General features: G+C 46.8%; 11 protein-coding genes. 10 read left to right on the top strand and 1 reads right to left on the bottom strand.

Features of this window, described 5'->3' with window-relative positions; translation table 11 throughout:
* Positions 1 to 26: 26 nt before the first annotated feature.
* The 9 genes from MKY63_RS03830 to MKY63_RS03790 all read left to right on the top strand — a co-directional run bounded on the left by MKY63_RS03830 (position 27) and on the right by MKY63_RS03790 (position 9,162).
* A complete protein-coding gene (locus MKY63_RS03830) occupies positions 27 to 440 on the top strand; it encodes a (2Fe-2S)-binding protein (RefSeq protein ID WP_052097432.1) in 414 nt (137 codons plus the stop codon).
* A 4-nt stretch (positions 441 to 444) separates the two neighbouring features.
* Positions 445 to 957: a 2-oxo-4-hydroxy-4-carboxy-5-ureidoimidazoline decarboxylase gene (uraD, locus tag MKY63_RS03825; RefSeq protein WP_339811587.1), complete on the top strand. Its 513-nt coding sequence runs from the start codon at positions 445 to 447 to the stop codon at positions 955 to 957.
* Positions 958 to 996: 39 nt separating this feature from the next.
* Positions 997 to 1,947 carry a factor-independent urate hydroxylase gene (pucL, locus tag MKY63_RS03820; protein ID WP_339811586.1) on the top strand — a complete coding sequence of 317 codons (951 nt, stop codon included), beginning with the start codon at positions 997 to 999 and terminating at the stop codon, positions 1,945 to 1,947.
* The gene (gene uraH, locus MKY63_RS03815; protein ID WP_038569253.1) at positions 1,947 to 2,351 is read left to right on the top strand and encodes a hydroxyisourate hydrolase; all 405 of its coding nucleotides are present in this window, start codon (positions 1,947 to 1,949) and stop codon (positions 2,349 to 2,351) included. Before pucL ends, uraH begins: the two co-directional genes overlap by 1 nt.
* A gap of 33 nt (positions 2,352 to 2,384) precedes the next feature.
* A complete protein-coding gene (locus MKY63_RS03810; protein WP_339811585.1) occupies positions 2,385 to 3,779 on the top strand; it encodes an allantoinase in 1,395 nt (464 codons plus the stop codon).
* Complete coding sequence (locus MKY63_RS03805) at positions 3,776 to 5,032, top strand: Zn-dependent hydrolase (protein WP_339811583.1); 1,257 nt, start codon at positions 3,776 to 3,778, stop codon at positions 5,030 to 5,032. Before MKY63_RS03810 ends, MKY63_RS03805 begins: the two co-directional genes overlap by 4 nt.
* 34 nt (positions 5,033 to 5,066) lie before the next feature.
* Positions 5,067 to 6,299, top strand: coding sequence for an alanine--glyoxylate aminotransferase family protein (locus MKY63_RS03800; RefSeq protein WP_339811580.1), 1,233 nt, complete (start codon positions 5,067 to 5,069; stop codon positions 6,297 to 6,299).
* Positions 6,300 to 6,533: 234 nt separating this feature from the next.
* Positions 6,534 to 8,351 (top strand): adenine deaminase C-terminal domain-containing protein, encoded by a 1,818-nt coding sequence (locus MKY63_RS03795; protein WP_339813432.1) that lies wholly within the window; start codon positions 6,534 to 6,536, stop codon positions 8,349 to 8,351.
* A gap of 358 nt (positions 8,352 to 8,709) precedes the next feature.
* On the top strand, positions 8,710 to 9,162 hold the full coding sequence (locus MKY63_RS03790; protein ID WP_036680123.1) for an IDEAL domain-containing protein: 453 nt from the start codon (positions 8,710 to 8,712) through the stop codon (positions 9,160 to 9,162).
* Between the two features lie 91 nt (positions 9,163 to 9,253).
* Here MKY63_RS03790 and hemH read toward each other — a convergent pair whose 3' ends face one another.
* Entirely contained in the window at positions 9,254 to 10,267 is a 1,014-nt protein-coding gene (gene hemH, locus MKY63_RS03785; RefSeq protein ID WP_036680010.1) for a ferrochelatase, read from the bottom strand.
* A 454-nt stretch (positions 10,268 to 10,721) separates the two neighbouring features.
* On the opposite strand from hemH, the gene MKY63_RS03780 reads away from it, so the two are divergent.
* Complete coding sequence (locus MKY63_RS03780) at positions 10,722 to 13,019, top strand: FMN-binding protein (RefSeq protein ID WP_339811577.1); 2,298 nt, start codon at positions 10,722 to 10,724, stop codon at positions 13,017 to 13,019.
* Positions 13,020 to 13,177: the final 158 nt, after the last annotated feature.

Below are 13,177 nucleotides of genomic sequence, written 5' to 3'. Positions count from 1 at the left end.
GCAATCTTAATGGGAAAGCGATATCCATGGAGATTCCACCCTCCCGCCGGCTTTTAAATGTCATACGTGAAGATTTGGAGCTGACCGGCACAAAACGTTCTTGTGAGATTGGCCGCTGCGGGGCATGTATGGTGCTGGTGGATGGACGTCCAGTGAATTCATGTCTGGTTATGGCCTATCAATGCTCAGGTGCGGAAATTACAACGATTGAGGGTCTTAGTGAAGTAGGCCTGCATCCCGTTCAACGGGCTTTTTTAGAAGAGGGGGGGTTCCAATGCGGTTATTGTACACCAGGGATGGTTATCTCGGTGGTTGCTCTGCTGGAAGAGAACCCGCATCCTACTCAGGGTGAAGTGGAAGAAGCTTTATCGGGTAACATTTGTCGCTGTACAGGGTACGGAGGCATTTTACGAGCTGTTAACAAAGCTATTGGAGGTTGAGTGGATGGTCGTTTCTGAAGGCATGTTTACGTTGGAAGAGATAAATGCCATGAGTATAACGGATTTTGTGAAGCATCTAGGCGGCATTTTTGAACATTCATCGTGGGTAGCAGAGGAGGCATATAAGCAGATTCCGTTCCATTCTTTAGAGCATTTGCATAGCACAATGATGCAGACCGTACTGAGTGCTGACCGGAGCCGAATGGAGGGACTATTAAAAGCTCACCCAGATTTGGCGACTAGGCTTCAAGTTACGGCTTTGTCTGCCTCAGAGCAGCAGGGAGCTGGACTGGATCGGCTAACAACGGAAGAGTTCAATCTATTAAATGATCTGAATCGAAAGTATACGGACAAATTTCATTTCCCTTTTATTCTAGCTGTTCGTGGCAAAAACAAAGATGACATTATCAGCGCCATTGGAGTGCGAGTAGAGCGTTCCCCTCAGGAGGAATGGGTTCAAGCCTTTTCTGAAGTCGGTACAATTACGAGATTTCGCCTAAGTGATTTAATTATTTAATTATTCATTCATTCATCATAAACGGGGAGGGTGTCAGCCATGCTGGAACCAATTAACGGACGTACAATGTTTTATGGAAAAAGTGATGTGCTAACTTATCGTACCTACGCTAAACCGCTGGCCGTTACCCCCGTTCCCGAATCTTCCTTCACGGGCTGCGACAACATTATATTCGCACATAATATTACATTCGCAGTCACGGGCGAAGCGTTTCTTCCTTCTTTTTCAGAGGGGGATAATTCCATGGTCGTTGCTACCGATTCTATGAAAAATTTCATCCTGCGCAATACCGCGGACTACACTGGAAGCACAACGGAGGGGCTACTGCAGCTTCTAAGCAGCCGTTTTCTCGATAAATACGATCATGTCACCGCAGTTTCAGTTTCCGCAGACCGGTTACCTTTTGAACAGGTGATGGTGCCCGGGGTTGACGGGCTTAAACAGAGTCATTTAGTACTGCGTCACTCCAATAATGAATCTTATTCGGCTTCGTTAACTATAAAACGTGGAGAGAATGGGACTGAGGTTATCGCTCATGAATGCCGATTGAAGGATTTACAGCTGATAAAAGTAAGTGGAAGCTCGTTTTATGGATTCGTCCGTGATGAGTATACAACATTGCCGGAGAGCTTTGACCGTCCGCTTTATATTTTTCTGAATATTAACTGGACCTACAGTGATGTTGAACATGCTCTGGATGGAGATTTAGGCCAATATGTGGCTACGGAGCAGGTTCGCGATATCGCCCATAGTGCTTTTCATGAGCTGAACAGTCCTTCAATCCAATCGTTGATTTATCAAATTGGGCTGCGCGTATTGTCCCGTTTTCCACAGCTGGCTACCGTTTCATTTGAGTCCAATAACCGGACTTGGGAAACCATTGTTGAGCCTGAAGAAACTAAAGGTGGAGTCTTCACCGAACCTCGTCCACCCTATGGTTTTCAGGGCTTTTCTGTCAGCCGTGCAGATCTGGCCGGAGAGACAGCGTAATGAGCGGGCGTCTTACCACCCATGTGCTGGATCTGTCGCGGGGGATTCCTGCTACAGGTCTGACGCTTCAGCTCTGGAAGCTTACGGATGGGATGAGCAAGCTTCTGTGTGAAGAAGTCACGAACAGTGACGGGAGGCTGGATGCTCCGCTGCTGGAGGGAAACGAAATGGAGGCTGGATGTTACGAACTGCTGTTTATGGTTGGCGATTACTACCGTAGAGCTGATGCCAAAGCGTCAGCAGCTGGCATAGAAGTAACAGAAAGCTCAGTAGACACTCAACGTGAGATGTCTTTTTTTCTAGAACAGATACCTATTCGCTTTCATATAGAGAGCTCCATGCAACACTACCATGTACCTTTGCTAGTAGCTCCTGGTGGATATAGTACGTATCGGGGAAGTTAGGAGAAAGTTGACGACCGGAGGAGGTGGCAGCTCATGAAGGAATCCTATGAACTTGTGATTAAGAACGGGAATGTAGTGCTGCCCGATCAGGTACTCAAGCTGGATATTGCAGTATCAGAGGGTAAGATTGTCGCACTTGGAGAGGAACTTTCGCTTGCGCCGCTAACCAAAGTCATCGACGCAGATGGGTTCTATGTCCTCCCCGGTATGATTGATATGCATGTCCACTTTAATGAACCAACGTTTGGACATTGGGAAGGTTTTCGCAGCGGTTCTGCGGCGTTGGCAGCTGGCGGCTGCACAACCTATGCAGATATGCCGCTTAACGGCAATCCACCGACTGTGAACGAGGCTGCACTTCGTCAAAAGGTAGATGCTGCGGCTGGAAACTCTGCCGTTGATTATGTGCTGTGGGGTGGGCTCGTTCCCGGCAATCTGGATGATTTAGAAGTTTTGGCAGCCTCTGGTGTCACTGGGTTTAAAGCCTTTCTCTCCAATCCTGGAGGGGAGGGCGAAGGCAGATTCCGTGAAGTGGATGAGGATACACTCTATCAAGGGATGCAGCGAATCGCTTCTCTGGGCGGGATTTTGGCGCTTCATGCAGAAAGTGAGGATATCACGGCGGTGTTGACCGCAGATGCAGTGCGAAATGGCAGAACCAGCGCAAGTGATTTTGCGGCTTGCCGCCCAGCTGAAGCGGAGCTGGAGGCAGTGTCTAGGGCGCTGCTGTACAGTGAACGAACGGGCTGCCGGTTGCATTTTGTTCATATCAGCACGGCTGCTGCTATTGAGAAAATCTATGAAGCTAAGCTTCGAGGTCTGGACGTTTCGGCCGAAACCTGTCCACATTATCTGGTCCTCACTGAAAATGATATGGAGGCGTTAGGACCTGTGGCGAAGTGTGCGCCTCCGCTGCGAAGTGCGGTGGAGCAGGAGAAGTTATGGGAGATGCTAGCCCACGGCAAAATCGATCTGATCGCTTCGGATCATTCCCCCTGTCCAACGGAATTGAAGGTGAAGCCGGACTTGTCTTTTTTTGCAGCTTGGGGTGGGATCTCGGGTGCGCAGAGCAGTCTGGAGCTTATGTTCCATGAAGGCGTGAATGTGCGGGGATTGCCTGTGACGTTAATTTCTCGTCTGCTCGCAGGGCAACCCGCAAAACGGTTTGGAATAGAGCATCGCAAAGGCGCTATAGCTCTAGGTCTAGATGCCGATCTAGTTCTGCTGAATCCAAATACAACCTATACGCTGACTGCGGAGGATTTATTGTATCGCCACAAGCACAGCCCCTACATCGGAAGAACTTTGTCCTGCAAAGTAGTTGCTACGATCTGTCGCGGGAATGTGATCTATACCTCTGAAGAAGGAGTGATCAGTGAGGGGGGTGGACAGTGGCTGCGAATTAGGAAGGAGCAGTACAGCCTATGAATGATTCCAGAGTTCAAGCGTTGACTCAGAAACTGCTGGAGCTGCTGGAGGAGCTGGCGGCATTCAGCACACCTGGGCCAGGAGTTACTAGACTGCTATATACGGAGGAATGGAGCCGGGCGCAGATTTTTTTGCAGGAAAAAATGGCTGGGCTCGGCTTAGAAGTTTCCGTAGACAAGGTTGGCAATGTATATGGACGATTGAGTGGACGCGATCCGCAGCAAAAGGTTATTTTAACCGGATCGCATATCGATACTGTAGTCAATGGCGGAAAATATGATGGTGCCTATGGGATCGCTGCGGCTATGATTGCGTTTCAAGATTTGCAGAGGAACTTTGGCCAGCCGCAGCGGACGCTTGAGGTCGTATCTTTTTGTGAAGAAGAGGGGAGCCGATTTCCGCTTGCTTATTGGGGCTCGGGCCATGTCACGGAAAGGTATGACGGAAGCGAGGCCGAGACCTGTACGGATGCAGAGGGCGTGACGTTAAAAGCAGCAATGGCACAATCCAGCTTCTTACAGGACATAACGGAGGAGAAAGCTTCTAAGCGGACTGGAGTCAGAAATGATATTGGTGCTTTTGTAGAACTGCACATCGAGCAGGGGATTATTCTGGAGAAAACAGACACTCAGATAGGCGTAGTTCAGGGGATTGTTGGCCAGAGACGATATGTGGTCAAGGTCAGGGGTATTGCTAATCATGCGGGCACGACACCGATGTTTATGCGGCAGGATGCACTGGCTAGTGCGGTTGAAATGCTGTACGTGCTTGAAAGTTCTGCTAAAACGGCTGGTGAACCTCTTGTAGCAACCTCGGGTAAGCTTGAGGTGAATCCGAATACGCCAAATGTAATCCCGGGTGAGGTTCTTTTTACATTAGATATCCGCCATAGTGAAGAGGACGAATTGGAACGTTTCTGTGAGAAGCTTCTTGCGGAATGTAATGAAATTGCCGTTAAACGTGGGGTAACTCTGGAGGCTACATCCGTGCTCCACACAGTCCCTGCGCCTATGGATATGAAGCTATCTGCAATGCTGGAAAATATCTGCCGCCAACAGGGGAAAACGTACCGCACGATGGTAAGTGGAGCGGGACATGATGCCCAGCTATTGGCGCCGCGTTGCCCTACTGCGATGATATTTGTGCCAAGCCGAGCTGGCATCAGCCATTCTCCGGAAGAGTATACCTCCCCTGAGCAGCTCGCGGCTGGGCTTGAGGTTCTGACTGCGATGTTATATGAGTTAGCTTATTAAAAAGAGTTCGCCGAACTTTTAAGGGAGGATCATCATGAAGCGTTACGAAGATTTGTCGCCGTCCCAACGCTGTATTATGACTCCGGGTCCGGTCGAGGTAGATCCGCGTGTACTGCGGGCGATGTCTTTTCCGGTGCTGGGTCAGTTTGATCCAGAGTTCACCTCTATTATGAATGAAACGATGGAAATGCTGCGGGAGCTGTTCGCTACTCGTAATTCATGGGCTTACCCTATCGATGGTACTTCTCGTTCTGGAATTGAAGCCGTGATGGTTAGTTTGATCCTGCCGGGTGAGCGTGTGCTGATTCCGATCTTTGGCCGCTTCGGACATCTATTGCATGAGATTGCTGAAAGATGTGGCGCTGAGGTGTTCGTGCTGGAAAAGCCATGGGGGAGTGTGTTTGAGCCGGATGAAGTGATAGCAGCTATGGAGACTTTTAAGCCACATGTGGTGGCAATGGTTCATGGGGAGACCTCTACAGGACGTGTGCAGCCACTCGCGGAAATCGGTAGAGCTTGCCGCCGGATGGATGCTTTATTCATAGTTGATGCAGTTGCAACCATTGGGGGCCTTCCTGTCGAGACAGATGCTTGGATGTTGGATGCCGTCGTTGGCGGTACACAGAAATGTCTGTCCGTCCCTTCCGGAATGGCACCGATAACGTATAATGATCGTGCTGAAGCTAAGCTCATGACCCGAAAACGAGTAGAACGAGGGATTAGAACAAGTGATGTCCAGCCAGGTGACTTATCTTTTGTCCGCAGCAATTATTTCGATCTCGGCATGCTTCAGGATTACTGGAGTCCACAACGTCTCAATCATCATACAGAGATGACCTCAATGCTTTATGCACTGCGGGAGGGCTTGCGGCTTACCCTTGAAGAAGGGCTGGATGCCAGATTCGCCAGACATATCCTCCATGAAAAAGCACTTGTAGCTGGATTAAAAGCTATGGGTTTAGAACTATACGGGGATCCTTCCTGCAAGCTTACTGTTGTTACCTGTGTGCTGATCCCTGAGGGGATAGATGGGGAAGCTGTCCGTTCGCTGCTGCTGGGGCGGTTCGGAATTGAAATTGCCAGTTCTTTTGGACCGTTAAAGGGAAGGATCTGGCGCATCGGTACGATGGGTTTTAGCTGTCGTGAGAATAACGTGTTGCGGCTGCTTGGAGCGCTGGAAGCCGCATTACAGCGTCATGGATTTAAGGGGCCTTGCGGGTTTGGGGTTCAGGCAGCGCTTGACGTATATGAGGCAAAAGTAAGATAATCGTTGGAATAGAGCGGATGGCGGGAGAGTAAAAACAGGGGCATGTCCGGATGGTTTGGACAATCTTTGGGAATAAGTAAACGGCTATCACCTACAGGGATGATTGAGCCGTTTTTTCTTACAAATACAGACCTGCGCAACTATATTATCCTAGGCTTAATAGTTAGGCAATCCTCTATGATTACGGATCTATTCACTACATCAAGACAACACTTGGATACTAACGGGGGAGAGATGAAGATGACAACTTTTACAAGAAAGCCTATAGCAGATTGTGTACCTGAGCTTGTGGCTACGGCAAGAGGCGATAAACCGGCAACACTGGTAATTACAGGTGGAAAGCTGGTCAACGTATGCTCTGGTGAAATTCTAGAAGGAATGTCTGTTGGTGTTCAAGGTGGACGAATTGCTTATGTTGGTAAAGATGTGACACATATGATTGGCGAAGGAACGCAAGTTATTGATGCGAACGGCAAGTATATAGCTCCGGGATTGCTCGATGGCCACTGCCATATTGAGAGCACCCAACTAACCGTTACTGAATTTTCCCGCGCTGTTTTGCCGCTTGGCACAACAGGTGGTTTCTTTGATGCGCATGAGATTGCTAATGTATTCGGGCTGAAGGGTATTCAATTGATGCTGGATGAGATGCGGGGTACGCCGTTAGCTGCTTACATGCAGGTGGCTTCTTGTGTGCCTGCGGCAGGTGCGGAATTCGAGACAACGGGTGCCTCAATGGGTCCTGAAGAAGTTGCCGAAGCTTTTACTTGGGGCAAAGATGTGATTGCTCTGGGCGAAGTGATGAATTTCCCTGGCGTTGTTTACGGCGATGAGAAAATGCTTGGAGAGATTCAAGCTACGCTGCGGGCAGGCAGATTTGTTGACGGTCATTTCACATGGCCTTCCAGCGACTGGAGACTGCCAGTGTATGCTGCGGCAGGGGTAACTGGTGATCATGAGTGTGTTACAGCAGACGATGTGATTGAGCGCGTTCGACTGGGGATGTATGCCAAAATGCGCCGGGGCTCGGCTTGGCATGATGTTGCCAAGACCATCACCGCTCATACAGAGCGTGGACTTGATCCGCGTCGCATGATGCTGGTAACTGACGACCGCAGCTCGGAATCTTTACGCGATGAAGGTCATATGGATTTCGTTGTTCGCCATGCGATTGCTCAAGGCGTGAAACCAGTAACAGCCTTCCAAATGGCAACTATTAATACAGCAGAGCGTTTTGGGTTGTCTCAGGATATCGGATCTATTACTCCAGGTTCTTTTGCGGATATTATTCTGCTGGACGGGAATTTGGCCGATGTTCGTGTGGTACTTACGATTGCCGCGGGTGTGGTAGTTGCCGAAAATGGTGTGATGACGGCAGAGCTTGCTAAATTCACTTATCCAGAGGAAGTTTTGGCTTCGGTTCATTTGCCACAGCGTCCTACCGCCGAAGATTTCATAATCGCGGCTCCAATTGAAACAGGTGAACTTACTGCAAGAGTTATTAAAGTAAGAGAAAATCATGTAGAGACCATTGAACGTATAGTTTCGGTACCTGTAGTGGCAGGGCAGCTGGATGTAAATGCTGTGGAGGGTCTGTGTAAAATCGCTGTGCTAGAACGGCATAAAGAAACAGGAAATAAATCAGTGGCTGTTGTGGAAGGCATCGGTTTTAAAGAGCCGGCTGCTATCGCAATGACTGTTGCTCATGATAGTCATAATGTACTCGTCATCGGCAATGATAATGAGTTAATGGCCAAAGCTGCGAATGCGGTGGCGGACGCTCAAGGTGGGGTTGCCGTAATTACTTCTAGTGGAGAAACGTTATTCCCGTTGGCCATTGCAGGCCTAATGTCTACAGAGCCATTTGAAATTGCTGCTGAGAAATCAGCTGCGATCAGCAAAGCGTTGTATGATGCCGGCTGTACTTTGAATTACGCGTTTATGACTTTATCGCTGCTTGCTCTGGCGGTTATCCCAACGTTACGTATCACCGATAAAGGACTCGTGCGGATTTCACCTGAGGGAATACAGTTAGTGCCACTGTTTGTTTAAGTAAATTAACCGAAGTATAATCCTAATGCGAAAAACTGTTCTGAGGTCGTAATGACCATTCAGAACAGTTTTTTTTGTTTAAATATAAGAAAGCAAAAGCTTCACATGATGCGTAATCTTTATACATCTTATTGTAATGAACAATAATATTAAACGGATTTTTAGAGAATGAAACATTTTTCTGAGCGAAATCCTAAAAAAATATAAATAAAGCATAGTCAGGTGACGATAATAATGTTAAATTAGATAAAATTAAAGTGAATTAATGGAGTTAATTTTACAATAATGGCATATAAAGAATTATAGATAATGGCAGGTTTCGAATAACCCAACTAAGAGGGACGAGGTGCATGGAGAGATGATCAGACTAGAAACGCAAGATATTTTGAATATTAGCATGAAGCAAATTGCTACTATTTTTAAGATGAAGCCGCTTGAACTGAGATTTGTCACCGATTTTCAGGGTGAGAAATATCTCTTAACTAATGATAAGTTACACCTCAACAACCAGCAATATTGGGCAAAGGTTATGGAATGTGTCTTTGATGATCATGTTAGACCTGTGTTAATGTGTGAGGTATTATATTTCCTTCGTAATGAATTTCTGGAAAGTGACATTAAGTTATGTTTTTCTTATGATTACGCAGAGGATGGGAATGGCGCAGCTACAGCTATGGCTGAAGTATCCTTTAATGACTCAGCAGATTTACAGCCGAGTGAGATTGCCGAGCTGATTGATTTTGCGTTGACCTTACAGGACAAGCAGTGGTTCCATGAACTGACTACGAAATATAAGCAGCTTACAGCATAAGTATCTTTTCGATTCTTCATGCTTAACAATTGATATAGCTAACCGTCTTGTCTGCAACAGAGATGATCTGTGGACAAGACGGTTTTTTGTTTTACCACCCTTGGGCATTTTTTTCTACAAGTTCAGCCAAAAAATCAAGCCAATCCTCATGGTTATTCAAACAGGGAATTGCCATAAATTCCTCTGCTTGTCCTCCACCAGCCTCGAATTGTTCTCGTCCTTCTATGGCTAGCTCATGCAGCGTTTCCAGACAATCGGTCACAAGACCCGGTGAAAAAATCAGAGGTCTACGTATTCCTCGTCCGGCAAGCTCTCCCAGAACATCCGCTGTAGACGGTCCTACCCATTCTTCTCGCCCGAAACGTGATTGAAAACTAAGCTGCCAGCGTTCGGGCTCCCAATTCATAGCAGAAGCAAGAAGACGTGCGGTTTCCATACATTGCTGCGGATAAGGATCACCGGTATCCGCATACCGTTTGGGAATCCCATGGAAGGTCAGTACAAAATAATCAGGTTCTATGCTCAGATTCTCCATTTGACGCAGCAGGTGTGACTTCAAGGCTGAAATATAACCGGGCTCATTATAGTAGGCATCAATAAATCTTAGAGCCGGAATTAGACGTTTAGTTACAGGTCCAGTGGAGCTTTGGCGACCTAAGGCTGCAAAGCTGGCCTGATCGAATACGGATGCGGTAGTCGTGGACGAATATTGCGGAAACAGCGGCACAATGATAATTCGGGTAACTCCGGCCGTGTCGAATTTCGCCATCGCTTGCTCCATGCTGGGTTCGCTATAAGCCAATCCAAGCTCTACCTGATACCTTGGACCCAGCAGTTCTTGCAATCCAGATTGCTGAGCTGAAGAATGAAGGAGCAGTGGTGATCCTTCGGTTGTCCATATTTGACTGTACAGCTCAGCGGACCGGCGTGGACGTGAACGCAGAATCACGCCTCGCAGCAAAGGCTGCCACAGCAGAGGAGAATAATCTATGATTCGGCGATCTGATAAAAAACGTTTCAGATAAGGCCGTACAGCTTTTGCAGTTGGTGCAGTAGGGGTGCCGATTTGGGCGAGTATAACTCCAATAGGTGGCTGTTTGCTCAAAGCACAGAACTCCTTTCCCATATAAGAGATCGTTCTAAAATAGCATAGCTAACCTTGAATGCACAGTTATTGAGATCACTTTGCGTGTATAAATTAATTTTAATCGCAAATAGTGATGTTTCTTATAGGGTGTGTGATTTTCGATACAGAAGAACCGCAGAAAGGTCTGGTAGTATCAAACCAGAAATTGATGGAAAACGGGTGTAAGTGTTTTTATAATAACTTATGTGAATTATTTCACCTTTTATGCAGCTTTGTGTTAAAAGGAAGAAATGAAATAGATTCAAGATATTTTTTTTATTGAAAATCGAGCGTGCAAAAGCATGAGAGGGGGGATGAGTTCTTATGAAGAGAGAAGTTATGCTTCATAAGAAGAGAAGGGGCGCATCGTACGAAAAAGGTTTGGTTAACAAAAAGCTACATATCACTGGGGTTTGGTAAAGGAGAATTTTCATTGAAAAAACTAATTTCTTTAACGGTTAGCGCGGCTATATTGTTAGCGCCGTTTGCTTACACACTTAATGTGCCTGCTGTAAACTTGAAGGTGGATGCAGTATCGGCAGCCTCCGAAGAAGCGGATGCACCGGCAGCAAAACCAACAGCAAAACCAACGGCAAAACCAGCAGCAACACCAAAAGCAACGGCAAAACCAGTAGCAACACCAAAGCCAACAGCAAAACCAACAGCAACGCCAAAGCCAACGGCAAAACCAACAGCAACGCCAAAGGCAACAGCCAAACCAGCAGCAACCCCAAAAGCTACAGCAGCACCAGTAGCAACCCCAAAAGCAACCGCTGCACCGGCAGCGACAGTAGTACCAGCGGAAACTGTTAAGCCTGTGGCTACAGCAAAGCCTGTTACAGTTAATGAAAACGTATACCAAGATGGAGTTTACGTAGCTTATGGCGATGCATACTCCAAAGGCACGGAAGGTGCCAAGATCGAAATTAAAGATGGCAAAATTACTAGCATTGAGCTTTTGAGAACCAGTCCTAAGCTGATTGATAGAGATGCCCGTAACAATTATAGTGCTTTATGGCAAGCTTATGGATTGATGAAGGATAGATTGCTTGGCAAAACAAGAGATGGAGCAGCGGCAGTTGATGCTGTTTCGGGAGCTACCCGCTCCAGTAATGGCTGGAAATTGTCTGTAGATAGAGCGTTTGAAAGAGCTCTAACAGTGAAAGATACAAATGCCGTTTACTTTGATGGAGTTCATATGGGCGTAGATCCTACAGGTAAATATTCTGTATTTGCGACCTACGAATCCAACAAGCTCACAGATGTTAAAGTGTATCCTATGAACAGCGCTGGTGATTTCATTGAGGAGAAAGCTTACACAGCTGAGCAAGCGGCAGCGGTTGCAGCTATAGCTCCAGCCTTGCTGGCCAAAGGAACAGAGGCACAACCTGTTGCAGGTCTTGAAGCCGACTTTAAAGCAGCGATTAACGCTTTCTGGGATGCTGAGCAGAATGCAATAATCAACAATACATCTGCTTATGTAGACGGATTCTATTCCTCTTATGGTACGGCAAGAAGTGTTGGCGTTGAAAGAGCTGACATCGTGATTCGCAACGGTAAGTTGGTTGATGTGAAGCTGTTTAGACTTGGCAACAACCTGATTGACAGAGGGGCAACAGCTTATGCGGAAGTAGTAAAAGCAAATGCTCCTATGACAGCTAAGCTGCTAGCGAATGGTTCATATATCGCTAACTATGATGAAAAGGTTGACGGAATTTCCGGAGCTACGGAAAGTAGTCACAGCTGGAACCAAGCTGTAGAAAGAGCATTTGAGAAGGCGCTGAAGGTTCCTGCTGAAGGTCAATATTTTGACGGCAAATTTGCCGGAGTAGATAACCAATCTAAAGTGCTGCTGCTAGTTGATGTTGATGCAGATGCGGTAACAGGCATTAAAGTAAGTCTGTTTGGAGCTGACGGCAAGTTGATTGCTGACGATAAACTGAGTGCAGAACAAAAAGGATGGGTAGCTACACTCACATCCGGGCTGTTAGAAAAAGGTGTGCAAATGGCCGATATTACAGGCCAAGAAGCATTGTCGGCAGCAGCTAAAGCAGCACTGACAGATGCTTTGACCAATGCATCCAAAGTCCAAGGAACCTATAAAGACGGAACCTTTACTGCATTTGGTGATGCTTATGATAAAGGAACGAACAGAGCGGACGTTACCCTGCGTAACGACAAAATCGTAAATGTAGCATTGTATCGTGTAGGAATGATCCTTGTAGATAGAGGGAACGCTGCTTACCCTGAGGTGGTAAAAGCAATTCCTCAGTTGACGGCTAGCTTCCTCGCAGCAGGTACTAGAGAAGGCGTGCAGGAAGTAGATGCTGTGTCCGGTGCAACTAGCAGCAGCGTGGCTTTAAAGACTGCGGTGGATAGAGCATACGGAAAAGCTGAGGTTGTAGAAGCTAATAAAGCGGCTTATTTCGATGGAATCTTCATTGGTGTAAGTGCCGATAAGCTTGTAAATGTTATGGTGAATGTAGAGTACGGTGTTCCTGTCAAAATGCTTGTTTATTATTTGGATAAAAACGGAAGTGTAAGAACAATCAATCAGTTAACGGACGCGGAGCTGGCAGTGAAAGGTGAAATCGAGTCGACATCGACCGGATATAGCCTGCACAAATATGGTTACCGTCCAGCAGTCTTCGGAAAAAATGATGCAGAGAAAGAAATATCCGCTAAAGCGGTAGAAGCTATTAAATCAGCACTTGAATCGGCTGGTAAATAATTATCGTTTTATAATAAAAGGAGGATATTCCAGTGCCAGAATATGGCCGGGGAGTAGCCTCCTTTTTCAAATATTCTTGGCTTGTACATAAATATGAAAATAGATCGTATAGTGATTTAAAGGGATTTTGGAGGTGAGTGTCTAAAGTTTAATATAGA

The sequence above is a fragment of the Paenibacillus sp. FSL R7-0189 genome (assembly GCF_037969925.1).
Classification (GTDB): Bacteria; Bacillota; Bacilli; order Paenibacillales; family Paenibacillaceae; genus Paenibacillus_AQ; species Paenibacillus_AQ odorifer.
Note: the sequence above shows the minus strand (reverse complement) of the source record. Positions and strands in the feature narration are given on the sequence as shown.